Origin of the sequence: Floridaenema evergladense BLCC-F167, from assembly GCF_041929205.2 — a bacterium.
Classification (GTDB): domain Bacteria; phylum Cyanobacteriota; class Cyanobacteriia; order Cyanobacteriales; family Aerosakkonemataceae; genus Floridanema; species Floridanema evergladense.
This window is the reverse complement of the sequence record NZ_CM171625.1, coordinates 4510086-4532562: the sequence shown is the minus strand read 5'-3', so window position 1 is coordinate 4532562 and position 22477 is coordinate 4510086. Positions and strand designations below refer to the sequence as shown.

At 40.4% G+C, this 22477-nt stretch carries 14 protein-coding genes and 2 pseudogenes; 9 read left to right on the top strand and 7 right to left on the bottom strand.

Going from position 1 to position 22477, the window contains the following annotated elements; all coding sequences use genetic code 11:
* Positions 1-348 precede the first annotated feature (348 nt).
* The 4 genes from ACE1CA_RS22160 to ACE1CA_RS22145 all read left to right on the top strand — a co-directional run bounded on the left by ACE1CA_RS22160 (position 349) and on the right by ACE1CA_RS22145 (position 8274).
* Positions 349-3507: an MFS transporter gene (locus ACE1CA_RS22160; RefSeq protein ID WP_413277730.1), complete on the top strand. Its 3159-nt coding sequence runs from the start codon at positions 349-351 to the stop codon at positions 3505-3507.
* 343 nt (positions 3508-3850) lie between these two features.
* Positions 3851-5749: an ATP-binding protein gene (locus ACE1CA_RS22155; RefSeq protein ID WP_413277731.1), complete on the top strand. Its 1899-nt coding sequence runs from the start codon at positions 3851-3853 to the stop codon at positions 5747-5749.
* A 361-nt stretch (positions 5750-6110) separates the two neighbouring features.
* The gene (locus tag ACE1CA_RS22150; protein WP_413277732.1) at positions 6111-7283 is read left to right on the top strand and encodes a PAS domain-containing protein; all 1173 of its coding nucleotides are present in this window, start codon (positions 6111-6113) and stop codon (positions 7281-7283) included.
* Positions 7284-7467: 184 nt separating this feature from the next.
* A complete protein-coding gene (locus tag ACE1CA_RS22145) occupies positions 7468-8274 on the top strand; it encodes a Nif3-like dinuclear metal center hexameric protein (protein ID WP_486517482.1) in 807 nt (268 codons plus the stop codon).
* Here the strand turns inward: ACE1CA_RS22145 and ACE1CA_RS22140 are convergent.
* Entirely contained in the window at positions 8262-8798 is a 537-nt protein-coding gene (locus tag ACE1CA_RS22140) for a methyltransferase domain-containing protein (protein WP_413277734.1), read from the bottom strand. The two genes, ACE1CA_RS22145 and ACE1CA_RS22140, sit on opposite strands and share 13 nt — an antisense overlap.
* Positions 8799-8873: 75 nt before the next feature.
* Positions 8874-9937, bottom strand: a protein-coding gene (locus ACE1CA_RS22135) for an IS630 family transposase (protein WP_486517407.1) whose coding sequence is annotated in 2 segments (ribosomal slippage) — positions 8874-9481 and positions 9481-9937 — 1065 coding nt in all. Because the reading frame shifts where the segments join, the coding sequence is not laid out codon by codon here.
* Positions 9938-10065: 128 nt separating this feature from the next.
* On the opposite strand from ACE1CA_RS22135, the gene ACE1CA_RS22130 reads away from it, so the two are divergent.
* Positions 10066-10332: a PEP-CTERM sorting domain-containing protein gene (locus ACE1CA_RS22130; protein WP_413279741.1), complete on the top strand. Its 267-nt coding sequence runs from the start codon at positions 10066-10068 to the stop codon at positions 10330-10332.
* Between the two features lies 1 nt (position 10333).
* On the opposite strand, the gene ACE1CA_RS22125 is transcribed toward ACE1CA_RS22130, so the two are convergent.
* The 4 genes from ACE1CA_RS22125 to ACE1CA_RS22110 all read right to left on the bottom strand — a co-directional run bounded on the left by ACE1CA_RS22125 (position 10334) and on the right by ACE1CA_RS22110 (position 14297).
* The gene (locus ACE1CA_RS22125; RefSeq protein WP_413279740.1) at positions 10334-10762 is read right to left on the bottom strand and encodes a hypothetical protein; all 429 of its coding nucleotides are present in this window, start codon (positions 10760-10762) and stop codon (positions 10334-10336) included.
* Positions 10763-10864: 102 nt separating this feature from the next.
* Entirely contained in the window at positions 10865-11848 is a 984-nt protein-coding gene (gene secF, locus ACE1CA_RS22120) for a protein translocase subunit SecF (protein ID WP_413279739.1), read from the bottom strand.
* The gene (gene secD / locus ACE1CA_RS22115; RefSeq protein ID WP_413279738.1) at positions 11845-13251 is read right to left on the bottom strand and encodes a protein translocase subunit SecD; all 1407 of its coding nucleotides are present in this window, start codon (positions 13249-13251) and stop codon (positions 11845-11847) included. The genes secF and secD overlap by 4 nt, the downstream gene beginning before the upstream one ends.
* Before the next feature lie 62 nt (positions 13252-13313).
* Positions 13314-14297, bottom strand: a complete 984-nt coding sequence (locus tag ACE1CA_RS22110) for an alpha-ketoacid dehydrogenase subunit beta (protein ID WP_413279737.1) — start codon at positions 14295-14297, stop codon at positions 13314-13316.
* 163 nt (positions 14298-14460) lie between these two features.
* Between ACE1CA_RS22110 and ACE1CA_RS22105 the strand changes: the two genes are divergently transcribed.
* Complete coding sequence (locus ACE1CA_RS22105; protein ID WP_413279736.1) at positions 14461-15138, top strand: Uma2 family endonuclease; 678 nt, start codon at positions 14461-14463, stop codon at positions 15136-15138.
* 212 nt (positions 15139-15350) lie between these two features.
* Here ACE1CA_RS22105 and pdhA read toward each other — a convergent pair whose 3' ends face one another.
* A complete protein-coding gene (gene pdhA, locus ACE1CA_RS22100; RefSeq protein WP_413279735.1) occupies positions 15351-16385 on the bottom strand; it encodes a pyruvate dehydrogenase (acetyl-transferring) E1 component subunit alpha in 1035 nt (344 codons plus the stop codon).
* A gap of 321 nt (positions 16386-16706) precedes the next feature.
* Here pdhA and ACE1CA_RS22095 point away from each other — a divergent pair, with 321 nt between their 5' ends.
* From ACE1CA_RS22095 to ACE1CA_RS22085, 3 genes and pseudogenes are all read left to right on the top strand, one after another.
* A complete protein-coding gene (locus ACE1CA_RS22095) occupies positions 16707-18989 on the top strand; it encodes an IMS domain-containing protein (protein WP_413279734.1) in 2283 nt (760 codons plus the stop codon).
* A 534-nt stretch (positions 18990-19523) separates the two neighbouring features.
* Positions 19524-20522 (top strand): annotated as a pseudogene (locus ACE1CA_RS22090) (DUF4912 domain-containing protein); the annotation flags it as partial.
* Between the two features lie 1407 nt (positions 20523-21929).
* Positions 21930-22310, top strand: a pseudogene (locus ACE1CA_RS22085) (DUF4912 domain-containing protein); the annotation flags it as partial.
* Between the last annotated feature and the right edge of the window lie 167 nt (positions 22311-22477).

The following is a 22477-nucleotide window of genomic DNA, read 5'->3' as shown; positions in this document are numbered from 1 at the left end:
AGCGATCGCAAAATACCAAGTAGTCTGTCTTTAGATACAGAGATAAGACTATCTTAAGGTCGATCTTAAAGAGTTATTTCTTATTAAAAAGTCTATCTGTAGAAAGTGAGAAAATAGAAAGTTTATCGCCCAGTATTTTAATTTACAATTTTGTCGATCAAAGATTAGGCAATTTGTCTCTATATTTACTTCAAGTATAAAATTTCAGACCTGAGAGAGATGTTTTTGATACTGATATTCAGCGAATCTAAGCGATATGGCATTACTTTTTGCTAAAGTATAAAGCTTTTAGCTGTGTCACCTTAAATTGGGTGCATTAGCTTTCATTAGAAGAGGTAAATACTATCTATGATTGACATTTTGAATATGCAGATGGGATTAAATAATCTGGCATTTTGGTTGGCTCAAACAGGAGTACCAGTTACTCCGACAACACCATTAGTTGCACCAGAAAGAGCAGCTTTGGTATTTTCTGGGCCACAATTTTTTGCCGCTTTAATTTCTGGGGTATTAATTGCTTTTGCCATTCAATTTCTATTAACCAACTTTGGCGTAGCTTTTTTATTAGGTAGGGAATCAGATTCAGATTCCGATCGCCGTCGTAATGATGAGTCAGACAGCTTAGGCACTACAGTTAAGAAAATTAGTTTTTGGCTGGGATTAGCCACATTAATAACTGTTAGTTTAGCAGTGTTAGTGGCTACTTTCTTAGCAGTGAAATTAAGCTTAGTGACAAGTCCGGTTTTAGGCGCAATTATTGGCTTAACAATTTGGGGAGCTTATTTATTATTACTAGTTTGGGCTAGTTCTAATGCGATCGGTTCCTTAGTTGGTTCAGTAATCAATACTGCTGCTTCTGGTTTTCAATCAATTGTCGGTACTGCTGCTGCTGCTATAGGTGCAAAAGCTGCTTCTAATCAGGTAGTTTCTACCGCAGAAGCCGCTGCTGCTGCTGTTGGTAGACAAATTGGTAGTGCGATCGATCCAATCACCATAAGAGAAAATTTGGAAGATTATTTGCAAACCTTACGTCCGCCAGAATTAGATATAGCAAAACTGCGCCGGGAATTTGAAAATGCACTTAACGATCCAAGATTAGCAACTTTGGCAAGTAGCGAAGGATTAAGCAAAATTAACCGTCAAACTTTTGTGGATTTGGTGGGAAATAATACTGCACTTTCTAAGCGAGATGTTAATCGGATTGTCGATACATTAGAAGATTCTTGGAAACAAGCAGTTAATCGATTAAATCCTCAGCGTGATGTGATGGGTGAATTAATCAATTATCTGAAATCTGCTCAAACTAATGAATTGCGATCGCCAGAGTTAAACGCCAAACTTGACACATTAATTGATGAGATACGTCAACAGAAGCAAAGTACTCAACCACAAACCGAAAAAACTCCCGGATTGATGCAGCAAGCAATGCAATATGGCATGAATACTGCAATGGGAATTTTATTAGGTAGAACCGACCTTTCTGATTTGGATATCGAAGCAATTTTGAATCGATTGAAGGAAGCTAGAGATCGAGTTGCTAGTGGCGCAAGTCAAATTAGTTCTCAGGTACAAGATAAAGTTCCCGGACTTCCTCCTAGTACGCCTAATACTATTAGATTGGATGTGGAAAATTACCTGTTAAATTCCTATCCTTGGCACTTAAATCGGGAAACAATTAACCACGAATTTAGACAGGTAATTTATGACCCGGAAGCCGATCCAGGTGCAGTGCGTCGTCAATTGGAAAGATTGAGTCGATCGGACTTTTTGAATTTACTGCAACAAAGAGACGATATCACGACCGTTCGCAGAAATGAAATTGCCGATGAATTAGAAGCAATTCGTCTGGATGTGCTTAACCAAGTGCAAACAGCCGAGGGAACAGAACAAAATCAAGATATCCGTAGCAGAGTCGAAAATTATCTGCGAAATACTGGAAAAGATGAGTTAAATCCAGAAGGAATTAGGCGCGATTTTCGCACTTTAATTGACGATCCGCAAGCGGGATACGATCGATTGCGCGATCGCCTTTCTCGCTTCGATCGCGACACTTTTGTACAACTCCTCAGTCAGCGACAAGATATTAGCCAAGAGGAAGCGGAAAGAATCGTTGGCGACTTAGAAAGAACTCGCAATGGTGTACTTTCTCAAGCACAAAAAGTTCAAGAACAAGCACAAGCGCAAGCGGAAGCTTTGTGGTTGAATTTGGAATCTTATTTGCGGAATACTGGCAAGGAAGAATTGAATCCTGACTCGATCAAACGTGAGTTAACTATTCTGTTAAGTAATCCCAATGCTGCATTACCTTTAATTCGTGCTAGATTGTCACGTTTCGATCGCGATACCCTTGTAAAATTGCTCAGTCAACGTCAAGATTTGAGCGAAGAACAAGCAAATCAAATTATCGATCAAGTGCAGTCGATTTGGGGTGGTGTAACTCATGCACCGCAAATCGCAGCAGATAAAACTAAAGAACAATACGATCGCGTTACAACTGCGATCGCTGATTATCTGCGAAATACTGGCAAAGAAGAACTCAATCCTGAAGGAATTAGAAGGGATTTTTCTACCTTATTTGCTAATCCTAAAGAAGGGACGATCGCACTGCGCGAAAGATTATCTCAAGTCGATCGAGATACACTCGTAAAATTGCTCAGTCAACGGGAAGATTTGAGCGAAGAACAAGTAAATCAAGTTATCGATCAAATCCAAGATAATATTCGCAGCATTGTTAGAGCACCGCGTCGATTAGCACAAAGAACTCAAGCCAGAATTCAAGATTTCCAAGCTACTTTAGAAGACTACTTGCGGAACACTGGCAAAAATGCTTTAAATCCCGAAGGTATCAAGCGAGATTTATCTTTGATGCTGCGCGATCCGCGCACTGGAATTGATAGTTTAGGCGATCGCATTTCCCAGATCGATCGCGACACCTTAATTAGATTATTGTCGCAACGTCCCGATATTTCGGAAGCAGAAGCTACCAGAATTGTCGATCAAATTATCTCCGTTCGCGATCAATTTGTCGAACAAGTGCGAAGCATTCAACGTCGCATCCAAGATGTGATTGATGGCATTTTTGCAAAGATTCGCAACTATTTAAACTCGCTCGATCGTCCAGAACTCAACTACGATGGCATCAAGCGGGATGTGCGTAAATTGTTTGACGATCCGCAAGCTGGATTTGATGCAATTCGCGATCGACTCGGACATTTTAACCGCGATACCGCAGTCGCCATCCTCAGTTCCCGCGAAGACATCAGCGAAGCCGACGCTAACCGCATTATCGACCAAATTGAAGGCGCACGTAACACCGTCCTGCAACGCGCTGAACGCATCCAACAAGAAGCGCAACGTCGCGTTGAAGACGTGAAGCGACAAGCCGCTAAAAGCGCTGAAGAAACCCGCAAAGCCGCAAGAAATGCCGCTTGGTGGCTATTCGGTACAGCGCTTGTTTCCGCCATTTGCGCCGCTGTAGCTGGCTTTATCGCCGTTCCTTCTCTCTAACTTTACCTTGTAAGCTCCTCGACTCCTTCCATAAGCCGAGGAGTTTTTATATTTTAGTATAAATACTTAAGTAAGTACTTAAAATAACGATTTCCAGTTAATTTGAGACTAAATCCGGGAACTTTGGGAGAAAGTTTGCCATATATTTAACGAACTTACAAGAAATTAAAAATGCTGCTTTTTTTACGTCCAAATAGGCTTAAGTCACAACCTACTAGTGAGCAAGATCACACAAAATAGCTATCTAAAAATTAATAATTGTTTCATATTCAGTAAAATTTCGGGTGTATTATGGGAAGAAAACTGTATTACAGCTACGGGGAAGACATAGAGTTATTAGATAATGCAACTGAAAAAATTAGAATTGAACCAAACAACCAATAGTCAAGCTGCGGAAAACGCTAATCTAGAATATATAAATTCAGTTTGTCGGCACCAACAGATGAAAGAAGTAATTAATGATGAAACAACGGTGTCTGTTTTTCCGTATGCAAATATTTTAGATAACCAAAAACGGATGTTATTTCCTCAGTCCACTCTAGAAGAATTACAGTTATACACCTCTCAGATTGAGTGGCAAAGTTCTATAGAGGAAGCGGTGAAAATTTTTAAGGATAATTCTATACTTCCGGGAATAATTATTAATCAGGGGCATGAATTTGTCGGTATAATTTCTCGACGACTTTTTTTTGAATATATGAGTCGTCCCCATAGTTGGCAGTTATTTTCTAAACTGCCTATTAGTGCTATTTACCAATTAACTAAAAAAGAAACTATAATTTTACCTATTAATACTCAGATTGTAGAAGCGGCAAAGCTGTGTTTGCAGCGATCGCCAGAATTACTTTACGAACCTATTGCTGTGGAAGATCGACAAGGCAAATATAAAATCCTAGACGTACATCATTTAATGACAGCACAATCAGAAATTCATGAATCATTAACAGCTGCACTTATGCAAACAGAATTTAAGTACCGTTGTATTTATGAAAATGCTGTTGATGGAATTTTTCAAAGCACCCCTGACGGTAGATATATTACTGTTAATCCTGCCTTAGCAAGAATCTACGGTTATAGTTCTCCAGAGGAAATGATTAACAGCATTACTAATATTGCAAAACAAGTGTATGTAGACCCAAATTGTCGCGCTCGGTTTGTTGCTGCCGTACAAAAAAAGGGTTCGATATCGCAGTTTGAAGCGCAAGTTTATCGCCAAGATAAAAGCATTATTTGGATTTCTGAAAATGCCCGTGCAGTTTATCATCAGGATGGTAGTTTGCTTTATTATGAAGGTACAGTAGAAGATATTACAGAACGCAAACAAGCCGAAGTAGCGTTACGTGAGTCAGAAGCTAAATTAAGACAACAAGCAAAGGAATTAGCAGATGCTTTGCAATTATTGAAACAAACTCAAGCCCAATTAATTCAAACCGAAAAAATGTCAACTTTGGGGCAATTGTTAGCTGGGGTAGCTCATGAAATTAATAACCCAGTCAACTCTATTTCTAATAATTTGCCTCATCTGACTCAATATGTGCAAGGGTTGCTAGAATTATTGGCTATTTACGATCGCACTTTCAACCAAGAAACCCCAGAAATCAGCGCTAAAAAAGCCGAGATAGAATTTGAATACCTGCAAGAAGATTTACCACAAATTATGTCAGCCATGTTAGCTGGCTCGGAAAGAATTCGGGAAATTGCTTTGAGCTTACGCAATTTTTCCCGCATGGATGAAGGGAAAAAGAAATTTGCCGATATTCACAAAGGAATTGAGAGTACTCTGTTAATTTTACATCATCGGTTGAAAGCAAAGGGCGATCGACCAGAAATTCAAATCATTAGAAAATATGCCGACTTACCCCAAATTAAATGCGCCTTGGGACAACTTAGCCAAGTATTTATCAATTTATTAGGTAATTCTATTGATGCCTTAGAACAAAGAATCAATGAAAACGACCCAAATGCAGCAGCCCCAACAATTTGGATTACAACAGAAATTGTCGATGACAACTGGGTAAGAATTCGCTTTGCTGATAACGGACAAGGCATAGCCGAAGCAAATTTATGCCAATTATTTGAACCATTTTATACCACCAAACCTCTAGGCAAAGGCACTGGTTTGGGATTATCTATTAGTAAGCAAATAATCACAGAAAAGCATGGGGGCAAAATCGAATGTCACTCGAAAATAGGTGAAGGCGCAGAGTTTTTAATTGAGCTTCCCCTCAGCCAATCTGAATAATTTTGTTCTACCAATAATGGAGCATCCCAAAAGTGTAAATTGCCCTCAGATTGGAAGTCTGAAGCTATACTCAGATCTTGCAGCAAGATCTGAGTATACAAACCAAGTCCGCTTAGATAAGTAAGATACACTCCTAGAGAATAAATTAAAAAAATCTTAAAAATAAACTTTTATTTAATAAAATCAAATGTTAAAATATTGGTAGTCAACAATTAGATAATAGGCAACCAGAGGATTTGAGCCTAACCTTTATTTAGATTGAATTTAACTCTACCAGCATATCTATCATTGGTTAGTTTTTAACTGATAAAATACTATTTATATTCTTTCTAACGCTGAATCGATTAAGTTGACAAAAATTATGAACGTTGATATTTTCACTAGGCAAGTAGAAACAGTCAATAGCAGAATACATCAGCTTTTCCGAGATGCGGGCATTGGTGCATCACAATCACAAACGTTAGCTCAAGCGTTAAAAGAACTGGGGGTGATTTCCGAAGAATTACAGGTAGCTTTAGATGAGTTAATGATTCAAAATGAACAACTTGCCGCCTCACGAATGAGGATAGAAGCCGAACGGCAAAGATATGAAAATTTGTTTGACTTTACACTTGATTCTCAGCTAGTCACAGATGTTGGGGGAGTAATTCGGGAAGCTAATCGTGCTGCTTGTAACTTTTTTAATTTGCCACAAAAGTTTTTAATTGGTAAACCTTTGTTAGTTTTTGTTGTCGAATCAGACCGTTGGAAATTTCGTAGCGAACTTAATAGGTTACAAGGTCAAGACCGAGTACAAGAAATAGAAGTACGCATCCAACCACGTCATCGGGAAGAGTTTGATGCAGCTTTGCGGTTAGTACCTTTGTTTGATGGCGAAGGCAACTTAATAGAGATACGTTGGTTATTGCGAGATATTTCTCAGGAAAAGCGATCGCTTAACAACATACCAGACAGTTACTCAGATTTTACTGTTGAACACCGCTCCTTTAATTATAACAGAGGAGAAATTATTCCCCTTCCCAAAGATGTAATTTGGTTAGTTACAGAAGGATTAGTAAAACTAACCACAATCACCGAACATGGAGAAGAAGTATTGGTAGGATTTGCTGGAAGAGAAATGGTTTTTAGTTCCAGTCTCACATCATTACAAGCCTATCAAGCAACTGCTTTATCTAAGACAGTGGAAATAGTTTCTATTCCCATGTCAGATATAAATAATTATCCCCACTTATGCCAAGCTTTGTTGCCGAAAATCAGCCAAAGATTGAAACAAACAGAAACAATGTTAGCCATTTCTGGGCAAAAATTAGTTAAAGATAGATTGCATAGTCTTTTACGACTGTTACAACAACAATTTGGTGAAGCTGTATCCGAAGGAACACGGATATGTGTGCGTTTAATTCATGAAGATTTAGCCAGTGCTTGCTGCACCACCAGAGTTACTGTTACCCGCTTACTCAGTACTTTGCAGCAACAAGGAGAAATTACCTTTGACTGTCAATCCCACATCATAATTAAGAATCCTAATTTTTAGGGACAAGGGGACAAGGGCGAGTTTTGAGTTTTGAGTTATGAGTTTTAAGTTATTAATTCAAAACTTAAAACTTAAAACTCATAACTAACGAGGGGACAAGGGGACAAGGAGATAATTTATTTCTTCTCAGCGCCTCTGCTCCCTAAATGCTGGTAAAGTTAAATATATCGATGACCGTTTACCTATGAAAATTGCAGAATTAATCAATTGGTTTGAAAATTGGGCTAACCCAGCATGGCAAGAAAATTGGGATAACTGCGGTTGGCAAATTGAACCAGGAATTTTGGATGCGCCAGCGAGGGTTTTGATATGTTTAACTCCGACTTTGGCGGTGATGCAAGAAGCTATTTCGCTTCGCAATCAAGGTATTGATATTAATTTGATTTTTGCTCATCATCCGTTGATTTTCAGCCCATTAAAATCTATTCGCAGCGGAAACCCAATTTCGGAAATGGTGAGATTAGCTTTTTCTCATCAAATTGGGGTTTATACTGCTCATACTAATTTCGATCGAGTTAATGATGGCACGGCTGATGTGTTGGCGCAAATTTTAGATTTAAAAGAAGTAACTCCGATTACGCCAACTCAAGATGGATTAGGTTATGGAAGAGTGGGAAATTTATCACCAAGTTTGACTTTGCAAGAGTTACTTTCACAAGTTAAAACTCGCCTTTCGCCACCTGATTTAATCTTTTCTCCTGCGGTAGATTGGCAGCAAAATATTACTAGAGTCGCGGTTTTAGGCGGTTCCGGTGCGAGTTTTATTGCTGCTGTGGTGAAAACTGGGGCGCAAGTTTATTTAACTTCGGATTGCAAGTTTCATCAATTTCAAGAAGCACGCGATCGCAATTTAATTTTAATCGATGCTGGGCATTATGCTACAGAAAGACCAGCGTGCGATCGCTTAGTGCAAAAATTGCAAAACTTAGGTGTAGAATGGGTAAAGTTGAGTGAAAAAGATGAAGATTTCCGCTGGTTTTACGGAGTTTGAAACAACCAACTTCGCACCCTTTCGATTATAATCTCATCTAAAAATATCCAACCCCATTCTGCCTTTAACTGCGGGCGCTTGTGCGGCGTAACAATTACCATTGTATCTGCAATCAAACTCAACTGATAAAGTAGCAAAGGTAAACGCGATTCGGTTACTAAATGCAAAGCAAAACTACACACTATTAAACTGTAATGTCTGTCTGTTAAAACTCCAGTTGCAATATCTTCAAAAGTGTAAATTTCTGCCTGTTTACCTGTGCGTTGATAATAAGCATTATAAGTGTAAGGATCGATCGCATCAATATTAGTTACCCCCAAAGTTTGCAAAGCTAAAGTAACTTCACCGCTACCACAAGCTAAGTCTAAAACGCGATCGTAATTTAATTGCCATTTATTAACAGACTCTTCTATAATCCGCTTGATTATTGGTTCATGTGGGTTTCTATATTCATCACCAAACTTTTCATAAAAACCTTGGACGCTGTATGCTTCGTATTCTTTTCTAATAGCTTTTTTATTCATATCGAGGCAAAAATAGCGATTTGATAATCAACCAAAAGGTAGAGGAGTAGTTAATCGTTAATCAATATAGCCAGTCTAAATGAATTGTGAAAAAGCATCGTAGTTTTTAAAGTTAGGAACATTAAAAAGTTTGAAATCAACAAAAAGCTGAAATAACCGCTTCACAATGGCAAAACTTTTACCAAACCGATAAAATCTTCTTAGTAAATTTTTTAACTGTAGCCAAATTGCTTCTACAGGATTTTCTTGGGGAGCGTAAGGCGCAAATCTATGACAAGTAACATTCCATTCTTCGGGAGTCATTTCTTGATTCTGTTGAGTTAAAAATTTTTTCATTTCCTCTCCTCTATGATAACTAGCTCCATCCCAGATCAATAAAATTTTGGCTCCCGGATTTCTTTGTTGTAGTTGAGTGACAAAATTGACAGTGTTTTCTCCATTTCCTTGGGGATAAGGGTCGAGAATAAATTCTTTCGTTAATAGATCTAAAGCTCCATAATAAGTCTGTCTTTCTTTGGGATTCAACAGTGGAATTTTCACTGGTTCTTTGATGAAGTTCCACAGATAACCACAGATATCGTCCCAGAGTAGATGGCATTCATCAATAATATACACCACCAGCTTTCTGGCCTCTATTTCGGTGCGATGTTTTTCGAGAAGTGCGGCAATTTCTTGGTTTTTTTTTTAGTTAATTCTGCATCATATCGAGGATTCACCTGTTCTCCTTTTTGCCAAGAGATTTTCGCTTCTTGAAAAATCTGATAATAGCTTTGTCGCGATTGAAAAACTACATCATATTTGTCAATTAAATAAGTTTCTAATTCGGAAATATCCCAAGCTTTTTGCTGAATTAACCACGCAATTGTTTCCGCTCTTTCTTCTGGGCTTAAATAACTTTCTGTGCCTTTATACCTGGATTTTAAAGCTTCATTACCGCCGACTTTAAAAGCATTAAACCATTTACTGATAAACCCTACTGAGACTGCTAAAATTTCTGTAATTTTCTCATAGCGATATCCCTCTAACGCCAATTTAGCTGCTAATGCTCTCTTCATTTCTGCCGATTTTGGATTACTTTTAATAAAATCTTCGAGAGTCTTTAGCTGTTTTCTAACTTCTGAATCTTCTACTGCTCTCATTTCTACTTCTCGGTTACAAGCCGTTCTTATTTTACCAGATTACCCTTTTACTTCTTTCATGACTCATTTAGACTGGCTATATATTTATAAACTTTGTATCGCATCAAGTTATCTCAAAAAGGAAAATCATGCCCATCAAATCAACCTTAACTTACCTCAGTTTATTAACAGGAAGCATCCTCACTCTGGCTGCATCTCCCGCCCAAGCCGCAGTGTTAGAATTTAGTACCGATGGGATTAAATTCGATCGAGATACTACATCTGGATTTATCGATTTCAATGACTTTAAAGTTAGCATTTCTACTGATAAAGCAACTACTTCTATTCCTGAACCTGCTGCGATCGCTGGTTTAATGTTAGTTGGGGGAATAATGTTAACAACTCGTCTGCGTTAAATTAACCGCCCTTCTTCTTAGACTGGCAAACTAAATTCCATAAAGGATGGCTTTTTCCTTGTTGGCGAATGTGGAACACTTGTTGTTCTAAGCGCCGCCTTTCTGCTGGCGGCATTCCTACTAAAAAATTGCGACTTTGCCACAGCATTACTGCTACTGTCATACCTAGACATAAACCTAACCCCATTGCAGGTATAGGGTTGTATGCTAGACCATAGCTAACAGCAACCCAAGTAAAATGTTGTTGTAATAAAGCGATTTCGTACCGCAAAGCCCACAAGCTTAAACTACCAATTGTTAGCCAAAGAAAGCCGAGAAATAACCATCTGCCATAAACTGTAATTTTTAGTAGTCGTTCCACTTGTGTAGCAAAATTTGGATCTACTTGGGCATTTATTATTTCTAATTTATCTTCATCTTTTTTCATCATTCTATTAACTTAAGTTGCTAGTTAGAGTATATTATTGCGTTTTAGCTCTCTTATTGCCAATGTTAATAAAAGCGCTAAAGCGCAACAACTTACCTATCTAATTTAAGCTTCTTCTGAATTGGGCGTAGTACTAATTTGCTTGCCACTTGTTGCAGCAGGAATTCTTCTGCCAGTTTGTTCTCGCCACCAAGCTAATAGAGTACTCGCAATGAAAATACTGGAATAAGCACCTGTACTAAAGCCAATAATTAAGGCTAAGGCGAAGTATTTCAGACTTTCACCGCCAAATAAGAAGATGGCAAACAAGGTTAACAAAGTGGTCATTGTGGTATTAATCGATCGGGTTAAAGTCTGATCTACCCCATCATCTACAATGTCGCCTATGGGACGATTTCCATCTTTAGCAATTATTTCCCTGATTCTGTCGTAAATTACCACTGTGTCGTTAACTGAAAAGCCGATAATTGTTAGCAAAGCTACTAAGAATAAACTATCGACTTCCACACCTAAAACTAGACCTAAGATGGCAAAAATCCCACAAGTTAACCACACATCATGTACTAATGCCACTAAAGCAAATACAGCGTAGTCAAACTGAAATCGAAAACTCAAGTAAACAGTAATTCCGGCAAAAGATACTAGTAATGCAATTAAACCAGAAGCAAAAAGTTGTCTGCCAAGTGTTGGCCCAACTGTATCAATTGAGGTCTTTTTTGGGTCAAATTTACCAAGTTTTTGTTCTAGAGCAGATTGTAGTTTAGTTCGTTCATCTACATTTAAGTATTTCGTGCGGATGGAAAAGCCTGTGCGATCGCTTCCTACTAACTGAATACTACTCGAAGATGGTAAATCTTGCGCCTCAACAATTTGTCTAACTTCTGCAATATTAATTGGTTTATCGCAATTATTAGGTTGGGAACAATTCAACTCAAATTGTAACCTCGTACCGCCGACAAAATCCAAACCCGGACGCAGCGGTGCGCCAATTGTTGCCCAAGAAATTAGCATGGCAACTAGTCCGCTAATCAGGATGATAGAAGAGAACAGCCACCATTTATTCCGATTTTTATTTACATTTAATTTCATCGCACCACCTCAGTTTTCGGCATAAACAATTCTGGTTTCCGAAATTCAGGAATTGTAATTGCCAACATCATCAACGTGCGACTACAAGTAATAGCTGTAAACATACTCACCGCTACCCCAAGTGCCAGCGTTAAAGCAAAACCTTTTACTAAACCCGTGCCTAGCCAAAATAAGGCAGCACAGGCGATCCAAGTCGTGACATTACTATCTAAAATGCTGGAAAAAGCTCGATAAAACCCTGATTCTACAGAGCGATATAAACTCTTACCAGCCCTTAATTCTTCTCTGGTTCTTTCAAAAATTAGCACGTTGGCATCTACTGCCATGCCAATGCTGAGAATGAAACCAGCGATCCCTGGTAAAGTCAAAGTTACGCCTAATAAAGCAAAAGCTGCTAAGGTTAGCAAAGCATAAATTAACAATGCAATATCAGCGATCGCTCCCGGTAGTCGATAGTAAACCACCATGAAGATTAATACTAAAGTTAGACCGAAAACTCCAGCGTAAATACTACTCTGAATACTGTCTCTTCCCAAAGTTGCCCCCACTGTCCGGTTTTCTACTACTTCCACAGGGAAAGGTAAAGCACCGCCTCGTAGTTGTACAGCTAATTCATTAGCTGATTTGGCATCAAAATTGCCGTTAATTACTGCTCTACCACCAACAATTCCCGTGTTAGCATATCGAGCTTCAACTATTGGGTTACTAATCAATTCATTATCTAAGAAAATGCCGATTCCTCGTCCAGTTCCGGCAATATTTTTAGTTAGTTGAGCAAATTTTTCTGCTCCTTCATTATCAAACTCGATCGCTACATTCCATTGATTAGTTTGGTCAGTTTGTGGTGCAGCATTGGTTAAGTTTTTCCCAGTCAATCCTATAGACTCATAAATTTGTAATTCTAGAGCTTGAATTTCTGCTATTTTTTGTTTAATCTGAGCCGCATTAGCAGCGATCGCTGCTTCATCATTACTCTTTGCCAACTCAGCTTGTTTTTGTTTTAACGCACCTAACTCAATCTGTCTTACCTGTAATTGCGCTTGAACTTCCGGCTTACTCGCCTGCTGACGAAACTCTAACTGCGCCGTACCACCCAAAACCCTTTCCGCCTCTTGGGGGTCTTTCACACCTGGTAACTGCACCAACAACTGATTGTTACCCACTGTTTGTACCACAGCTTCCGAAACACCTAAAGCATTAATCCGTTTTTCTACCACATTTTGGATCGCTACTAGGTCTTGCTCGGTAATTTCTCTTTTTTGATCGGTCTGCTTAATTTGCAGCGTCAGTTGCGAACCGCCTTGCAAATCTAACCCCAAACGGATGGGAAACTGCACCAGAACTACGATCGCAGCGATAACCAGAACAACTATAACAGCTAATAATGGACGTTGTTTACCCATAACAAAACCCGCACAGATAAATGCTATGATAGCTTTCTTTGGCGGGTGTTATGTTAAAAAATCTAAACTCGTAGCGCTACCATTTTTTGCACCGCCTCGACAATTTGTTCTGGCTGGACAATAGTCAAACGCTCCAACATTCCATTGTAAGGAGTGGGAATATCTTGGGAAGAAAGCCGCAATACAGGCGCGTCTAATTCATCGAAAAAGCGATCGTTAATTGAAGCAATCAACTCTGCTGCAACACCGCCTGTTTTCATGCACTCTTCGACAATAATTACCTTATGGGTTTTCTCGATCGAAGCACCAATGGTTTCCATATCTAGAGGTTTCAGAGAAATTAAATCGATTACCTCTGGATCGAAATCTTGCTTTTCCAAAGTTTTTACAGCTTGCAGCACATGATGGCGCATCCGCGAGTAGGTCAAAATTGTCACATCTTCACCTTTTCTCACTACTTCCGCTTTATCCAAAGACAGCAAGTACTCTTTTTCTGGCAAATTCTCTTTCAAGTTGTATAACAGAACGTGCTCAAAAAATAGCACTGGATTTTCATCACGAATCGCAGATTTCAGCAACCCTTTAGCATTGTAAGGTGTGGAACAAGCGACAATTTTTAAACCCGGAACTGCTTGGAAATAAGCTTCTAACCGTTGCGAGTGTTCTGCACCTAATTGTCTACCCACACCACCGGGACCACGAATCACCATTGGAATTTTGAAATTTCCACCGGAAGTATAACGCAGCATTCCAGCATTATTAGCAATTTGGTTAAAGGCAAGCAATAGAAAACCCATATTCATGCCTTCAATTATTGGGCGCAGTCCCGTCATTGCTGCACCGACTGCTAACCCAGTAAAACTATTTTCGGCGATCGGGGTATCCAGCACCCGCAATTCGCCATATTTCAGATATAAGTCTTTGGTAACTTTGTAGGAACCGCCATAGTGACCTACATCTTCCCCCAAGACAAATACAGCTGGATCTCGCGCCATTTCTTCATCGATAGCTTCCCGGAGTGCATTAAAGAGTAGTGTTTCTGCCATTGGTGTTAAGAGAGGAGTTTGGTTTCGTCAAACTTTCATATTACCCTTTTGTAGCTGTGATTTGCGTATGCGATCGCACTTACGAACCCGTAGAACAGCATCTTGCCTGTCAATCTTTAATTTATCTTGGTAACTGAGAACAAAAAATTCCCATCTTCAAAATATGCTCGTTGAAAAAACTGTAACACTACCGCTGGAAAATGGCGATCGACTCACTCGCCCCGAATTCGAGAAACGTTACCAAGCAATGCCAGAACTCAAAAAAGCTGAATTAATCGAAGGAGTCGTCTATATGTCCTCAGCAGTGCGGGCTCGAAATCATGCTCAACCTCATGGTCAAATCATTGGTTGGTTGTTTGTCTATAGTACAGCAACGCCTGGTGTTGAATTATTTGATAACGCCACTGTTCGTCTTGATTTAGACAACGAACCACAACCAGACGCACTGTTAAGAATTGATAAAAATTTGGGCGGACAATCTCGAATTGCTGATGATGACTATATCGAAGGCGCACCAGAATTAATTGTAGAAATTGCTGCTAGTAGCGCCTCTTACGACTTACACGATAAATTAAAAGTTTATCGTCGTAACGGAGTCCAAGAATATTTAATCTGGCAAATTTATAACAAGAGATTTGATTGGTTTAGATTAAAAAATGGTGAATATTCAACTTTAGAACCCGATGCCAATGGGATAATTAAAAGTGAAATTTTCCCTGGTTTATGGTTGAGTGTTTCTGCTTTACTTCAAGGTAATTTAGCGGAAGTTTTAACCGTTTTACAATCCGGGTTAAATTCTTCAGAACACACAGATTTTATCCGCGATCAATTAGAGAATTAGCCCCAGATCAACCCGGTGAAGAACAAGATTTAAACCGGGAATTATGGCATTTTGCCAAAAAACTCCTTATCCAGATCCAAAAAAACAAACTATTCCCCAAACATACGCTAGTTTTGCCAAATGATGGTGAAGATAAGTTGTAGTAGGTAATAGGTAAGAAAATTAATTAATCCAACTACCAACTACCAACTACCAACTACCAACTACCCATATTATTCATCTTCGGCAAAGACAAAGCGATGTAATTCGCTAGGATCTGGTTCAGGACTAGATTGAGCAAATTCTACTGCATCATCTACAACCGCTTGAATTTTTTGTTCGATCGCCTTTAGTTCCTCTTCAGTAGCCAAGTTAAGCTCAGTTAAATAAGCTCCCAACTTCTTAATTGGATCGCGAGGAAACCAAAACTCTTTCTCTTCTTTAGTGCGAAGTTCGTCTGGGTCAGCCAAAGAGTGACCCCGGAAACGGTAAGTTAATGCTTCAATTAAAGTTGGGCCTTCACCAGCACGAGCACGCGCCACTGCTTCCTGCGCCACTTGACGCACGGCAAGCACATCCATGCCATCAACTTCGTAGCCAGCCATACCAAAAGCAGCAGCTTTCTTGAAGATTTCTGGTTCAGAAGTGGCTCTTTCGTGAGCCATGCCGATCGCCCACTTATTATTTTCTACCACATAAAGAATCGGCAGTTTCCACAGCGCTGCCATATTCAAGCACTCATAAAACTGACCGTTGTTACAAGCACCATCGCCAAAAAAGCAAGCAGTCACTTGATCGGCATTAGCATCACCCATCGTTTCCCGACGATACTTAGATTGAAAAGCCGCACCAGTCGCCACCGGAATGCCTTCCGCCACAAACGCATAACCACCTAAAAGATTATGCTCCGAGGAAAACATGTGCATCGAACCACCCCGACCTTTAGAACAGCCAGTCGCCTTGCCAAACAACTCTGCCATTACCTCTCGCGCCGGAACACCCGCACTCAAAGCATGAACGTGATCGCGGTAGGTACTGCAAACATAATCCTCATCCTGACGTAAAGATTTAATAACGCCAGTAGACACCGCCTCCTGACCGTTGTACAAGTGGACAAAACCAAACATTTTGCCCCGATAGTACATTTCAGCGCACTTATCTTCAAAAAAGCGACCTAAAACCATGTCTTCATAGAGTCGCAAACCTTCTGACTTGTCAATTTGCGCTGTAGCCGTATCAAAGTAGGGCAAAGTTCTTTCCTGAACCATAAATATTGTTGTATCCTCGTGGCAAAACCTAAAACTAATATTTTCGCAGTATCTTTTAGCTTATACTAATCGCTGTAAACCTCCTTAACTGGTAGAATTAGCTTGACCAATTTTAGATTTGGTAGGAGCATAAACCAATCCCATCTAAAATCGGCAATCTGAAATCTAAAATCCCTGGACATAGTGCAGGGTCTTGACAGAAGAGATATCATAAACTCGATCGCCACCAAAGCTGCGAAAAGTAAATAAACTGTTTCTTAGTGGCGTGAATTTAGATAACATAAGCTAACTTATAGTTCTTTGCTGCTGGGGAAGTGGCCTGTGCGTATTCCACTAGACTATTATCGAATTCTAGGTTTGCCTATTCAGGCTTCAGCCGAACAGTTGCAACAGGCGTATCGCGATCGCACTATGCAACTACCAAGGCGGGAGTATTCGGAAGTGGCGATCGCCTCTCGGAAACAACTTATTGATGAAGCCTACGCCGTTCTTGCTAACCCTGAACAGCGACAATCTTATGACACTACGTTTGCCAAAAACTACGAACTACCAACCGAGGAACCAACTGAGTCAGTAACTACTGATTCAGAAGAAACTCCTACTATCAACATCGACCCTAACTCTCCCAGTATCGAAATTAACGACGATCGATTTCTGGGTGCTTTACTAATTTTGGCAGAATTAGGAGAATATGAACAAGTCTTAAAACTCGGACGTTCTTATCTGATAAGTAGCAATACTGACATTGAAAACGGTCGATTCGGTGAACCAAAAATTGTTCGACCAGATATAGTTTTAACAGTTGCTCAAGCTTCCTTGGAATTAGGCCGCGAGCAATGGAAGCAAAGGCGTTATGAAAATGCCGCTACTACCTTAAATGTTGGACAAGAGTTATTATTGCGAGAAGGGTTATTTCCTAACATTAGGGGGGAAATTCAAGCAGATATTTATAAACTGCGACCCTACCGAATTTTAGAATTATTGGCCTTGCCAGAAGAAAATATTGAATCTCGTAATCAAGGATTGCAGTTATTACGAGAAATGCTTCAAGAACGGGGCGGAATTGATGGCAATGGCAACGATCAATCGGGATTAAATGTAGATGAATTCCTGCGGTTCATTCAACAATTACGTGGCTATCTCAGCGTTACTGAACAACAAGCTTTATTTGAGCAAGAAGCGCGTCGTCCTTCCGCAGTCGCTACTTATTTGGCAGTTTATGCGCTGTTAGCCAGGGGATTTACGGAAAGGGAACCGGGCTTAATTCGTCGTGCCAAAATGTTACTGACCAGGCTGTTGAAGCGCCAAGATGTTTATTTGGAAATGGCTGTAGCGGCGCTATTGTTGGGACAAACGGAAGAAGCTTCTCAAGCGTTGGAGTTATCTGGGGAGTACCAATCTTTAGCTTTTATTCGGGAACATTCCCAAGGCGATCCGGATTTATTGCCTGGACTTTGTTTGTACAGCGAACATTGGTTACAGTCAGAAGTTTTTCCTCATTTCCGCGATTTGGTAAATCAACAAGTATCTTTGAAAGAATACTTTGCTGATGAACAATTACAAAGTAGTTTGGAGGCATTGCCACCAGAAACTGAAGGTGTAACTGATTGGGAAGCGATCGCAGCCGATCGCCTATCGAGAGTCGCTAGTCTCGGTACTACCACAGCCGCAGGAAGACGCGCCTTAGCTTACTCTACAAACCAAGCCGAAGCATCTAGGGAAAACGCTAATGTCAGAACTTATACCACCGCTGCCAATCTAGAAAATTCCGGCACTTACAACTTACAAACTGTACCCACTGCCGAGCGAGTAGTACAAGGAACCACAGGTGGAGACCCAAACCAAGTCGTTGAAAGAACAGTAATTCAAGGAGCCGGAACAGCTACCAGTCAAACCACAGGAGAAAGCGATCCCTCGCTTCGGGGAGTATCAGTTCCCGCGAGTAACAGACGCGCTCAACGAGCCAATCAATGGTCAAATTGGCAAGATTGGTTGTCACCTAGACGCAGGGGGAGAAGCGATCGGGAAGTGCCTTTTGTGGTTCTAGCAATCATTGGTTTATTGGGAATTGGACTCTCCATACTGTTACTGAGTTGGATTATTCAAGCGCTGACTCGCAAACCTGAACCGCAAGTACAGCAACCAGTAGAACAAGTCCAACCGACTCCTACACCTACCCCGGAAAATAGTACCGCAGTTTTAAATACGGCTGGCCCAATTACTCCAGATGTGGCTCGACAAGCGATCGTCCTCTGGTTAGATACCAAATCCAAAGCTCTTAGCCCTCAACATGAAATTGATGCACTCGGTAATATTTTAGTTGACCCAGCTTTAGCTCGCTGGCGTAAACTCGCACAATCAACTCAAAGCCAAAACAAGTATCGCAGGTACGAACACAGCGTTAAGGAAGATTCAGTCAAAGTTGTGAAATCAACAGATGACGAGGCCAGAGTAGAAGCACAAGTGAGTGAATCAGTAACAACTCTGCAAGGAGATAGAACCATTGAAAAAGAGTCTTACAACAGTCCTAACCTGCGCGTGAGATATGATTTAGTGCGTCAAGATGGTCAGTGGAAAATTAAAAGTATCACGATTAAAAAATAGTTATCAGTGATATTAGAAAAGTTGAACGATTTGCTACGCAACGCTGCGCGATCGGCACAAGTCATGAACAAACAATTTCATCTTGGCTTGTGTTCGATCGTGAATTTAATTATTTAAAAATACCCGAAGCAGCTTATGTCAGGAAAACTTGACATAGCTGAAATGGCCTAAATAGCTAATGTCATGAATTCATGACATATTGTCACGTCAGTATCCCATAATCACGTAAATGTACTCAGGATGATGGTTAAAACCCCTTGACCTTCAGCCAGAGTTTTTGCAACATATTGTAAAGAAAGCGATCCCCACGATCCCAAAAAAAATCGAAAAAATAATCTAATTTATTTAGTCCAAACAAGGAGTGTTAATTGAAAAAAATCCCTGAAAACTGAATTTTATCCAAACATAGTAAACCCAAAGAAAAGCGGATGAAAAGAAAAATTTGTGAGGTGTTAACGAGCTAAAAATGAACAAAAATAATCGCTTTAAAAGTAGCAGACTTAAAATTCGTTACAACAACTGGAGAAAGAACAGATGACGAAAGAACGTCCCCCTTTAGAAGACATGACCTTACGACAATTGCGAAAGGTTGCCAGCGAATACGGCATTTCTCGTTATAGTCGAATGCGGAAATCGCAACTATTAGCAGCAATTTTAGAAGTACAACAACACCTACAAGTAGAAGAAGTTCCCGTTCAATTTAAAATCACACAAATGGAGGCACAAGAAATAGTGGAAGCGGCAAAATATGACCTGGGTCAAGAACAGATTAGCGAAATTAATCTTTCCAAAGTAGACGATGGACTAGCCGATCTTCCCTCTGGTTACGGGGAATGCCGGATAGTTTTAATGCCACGCGATCCACAATGGGCTTATGCTTATTGGGACATTTCCAATGAAGCGAAAGAAGAATTGCGCCGCCAAGGTGGACAACAGTTAGCGCTACGACTGTACGATGTTACAGATATCAACCCGGATTACCAAAGTCCACATAGCATTCAGGAATATCCCTGTGATGAACTAGCAAGGGAGTGGTATTTGCCGATTCCAGTGAGCGATCGCGACTACGTAGTAGAAATTGGTTACAGACGCACTGACGGTTACTGGTTACTCTTAGCTCGTTCCGCTGCCATCCGCATCCCACCCATCTATCCCTCAGACTGGGTTGAAGACCAATTTATCACCGTTTCTTGGGATGAAGAACTCAAAGGCAAAACATTCTTTGAATTAATTCCCCCAGAAAAGCGCATAGCAGAAGTTGTTAGCGTTGCTACCAAAGAAATTTTTGAACTAGCAGAAGAAGCCGAAGCACAACGCATCGCAGGTTCCGTATTTGGTTCCATGCAGCAAGTACCAGGCTCCATGCAACCAGTAAGTTCCTACGCAGTTAGCTCTTACGAACAAGCAGTTAGCTCTTATGCAGTAAGTTCCTACGCCGTCAGTTCTTACTCTGTACAACTGAGTTCTTTTAGCGTAAGTTCCTACGTTCCCGCAATTAGTTCCTTTTCCGTAAGTTCTTACACCGTACCCCTCAGTTCCTACGCCGTAAGTTCTTACGCCGTGAGTTCTTACGCCGTGAGTTCTTACGCCGTGAGTTCTTACGCCGTGAGTTCCTACGCAGTAAGTTCCTACGCCGTAAGCTCTTACGCTATCAGTTCCTACGAACAAGCAATGAGTTCTTACGCTGTCAGTTCCTACGCTCTCAGTTCCTATGGAGTAAGTTCTTACGAACAAGCAATTAGTTCCTACGCTCTTAGTTCCTATGGAGTAAGTTCTTACGAACAAGCAATTAGTTCCTACGCTCTTAGTTCCTATGGAGTAAGTTCTTACGAACAAGCAATTAGTTCCTATGCTCTCAGTTCCTACGCCGTTAGTTCTTATGGAGTAGTCAGTTCCTACGAAGTAATGAGCTCATACGGAGTAGTCAGTTCTTATGAAGTAATGAGCTCATACGGAGTAGTCAGTTCCTACGCACTCAGTTCTTATGGGTTAAGTTCCTACGAACAAGGGATTAGTTCTTACGCAGTGAGTTCGTATCAGATTCCCGTAAGTTCTTACGCGATTAGTTCCTACGGGTTAAGCTCTTACGAAACAGCAATTAGCTCCTACGCTTTGAGTTCTTACGCTGTTAGTTCCTACGAAACAGCAATTAGCTCTTATGCTTTGAGTTCTTATGCTGTTAGTTCGTATCAGATTCCCGTAAGTTCTTACGCGATTAGTTCTTACGGGTTAAGCTCTTACGAAACAGCGATTAGCTCCTACGCTTTGAGTTCTTACGCTGTTAGTTCCTACGAAACAGCGATTAGCTCTTATGCTTTGAGTTCTTATGCTGTTAGTTCGTATCAGATTCCCGTAAGTTCTTACGCGATTAGTTCTTACGGGTTAAGCTCTTACGAAACAGCGATTAGCTCCTACGCTTTGAGTTCTTACGCTGTTAGTTCCTACGAAACAGCAATTAGCTCTTATGCTTTGAGTTCTTATGCTGTTAGTTCGTATCAGATTCCTGTAAGTTCTTACGCGATTAGTTCTTACGGATTAAGCTCTTACGAAACAGCAATTAGCTCTTATGCTTTGAGTTCTTATGCTGTTAGTTCGTATCAGATTCCTGTAAGTTCTTACGCGATTAGTTCTTACGGATTAAGCTCTTACGAAACAGCGATTAGCTCCTACGCTTTGAGTTCTTATGCTGTTAGTTCGTACCAAATTCCTGTAAGTTCTTACGCGATTAGTTCTTACGGATTAAGTTCTTACGAAACTGCGATTAGTTCCTACGCTTTGAGTTCTTATGCTGTTAGTTCGTACCAAATTCCTGTAAGTTCTTACACGATTAGTTCTTACGGGTTAAGCTCTTACGAAACAGCGATTAGTTCTTACGCAGTGAGTTCGTATCAGATTCCTGTAAGTTCTTACGCGGTGAGTTCTTATGCGGTGAGTTCTTATGAACAGGCTTTGAGTTCCTATATTATTCCTTCAGGGGTAGGATTGTGGGCAGCGCCTACGGTTTCTGGACTTGGTTTTTCTGCTTCTGCGCCTCCGATTCGTCCGCGCAAGTTCTGGTTGATTGCGGATGCTGAGTTGATTGTTTACGGTGCGACTGAACCGGATGCTACGGTTACTATTGGTGGTCGTCCGATTAAGTTGAATCCAGATGGGACTTTCCGCTTCCAGATGTCGTTCCAGGATGGTTTAATTGACTATCCGATTATGGCGGTGGCGGCTGATGGCGAGCAAACTAGAGCGATTCACATGAAGTTTAATCGTGAAACTCCGTCACGGAATACGAATACTAAGGAAGAAGCGATCGAAGAATGGTTAGTCTAAATGTAAATCTTTGATCTAAAAAAGCTAATCTTTCCCCGCTATGTGCTATTCAGTAGCGGGGTTTTTTTTGGCAACTTTTGTTCTATCCATTAGGTCAAAAAAGGAGTATCCTGCTTTAGGAAGCAAGTTGGGTGCAATCTAAATTTGATTCTCAGTTTTGTCGTTGA

Bases quoted from the DNA above. Each gene is read 5' to 3' on its own strand.
- ACE1CA_RS22160 (WP_413277730.1), top strand. From the start codon at position 349: ATGATTGACATTTTGAATATGCAGATGGGATTAAATAATCTGGCATTT.
- ACE1CA_RS22155 (WP_413277731.1), top strand. From the start codon at position 3,851: ATGCAACTGAAAAAATTAGAATTGAACCAAACAACCAATAGTCAAGCT.
- ACE1CA_RS22150 (WP_413277732.1), top strand. From the start codon at position 6,111: ATGAACGTTGATATTTTCACTAGGCAAGTAGAAACAGTCAATAGCAGA.
- ACE1CA_RS22145 (WP_486517482.1), top strand. From the start codon at position 7,468: ATGAAAATTGCAGAATTAATCAATTGGTTTGAAAATTGGGCTAACCCA.
- ACE1CA_RS22140 (WP_413277734.1), bottom strand. From the start codon at position 8,798: ATGAATAAAAAAGCTATTAGAAAAGAATACGAAGCATACAGCGTCCAA.
- ACE1CA_RS22130 (WP_413279741.1), top strand. From the start codon at position 10,066: ATGCCCATCAAATCAACCTTAACTTACCTCAGTTTATTAACAGGAAGC.
- ACE1CA_RS22125 (WP_413279740.1), bottom strand. From the start codon at position 10,762: ATGATGAAAAAAGATGAAGATAAATTAGAAATAATAAATGCCCAAGTA.
- secF (WP_413279739.1), bottom strand. From the start codon at position 11,848: ATGAAATTAAATGTAAATAAAAATCGGAATAAATGGTGGCTGTTCTCT.
- secD (WP_413279738.1), bottom strand. From the start codon at position 13,251: ATGGGTAAACAACGTCCATTATTAGCTGTTATAGTTGTTCTGGTTATC.
- ACE1CA_RS22110 (WP_413279737.1), bottom strand. From the start codon at position 14,297: ATGGCAGAAACACTACTCTTTAATGCACTCCGGGAAGCTATCGATGAA.
- ACE1CA_RS22105 (WP_413279736.1), top strand. From the start codon at position 14,461: ATGCTCGTTGAAAAAACTGTAACACTACCGCTGGAAAATGGCGATCGA.
- pdhA (WP_413279735.1), bottom strand. From the start codon at position 16,385: ATGGTTCAGGAAAGAACTTTGCCCTACTTTGATACGGCTACAGCGCAA.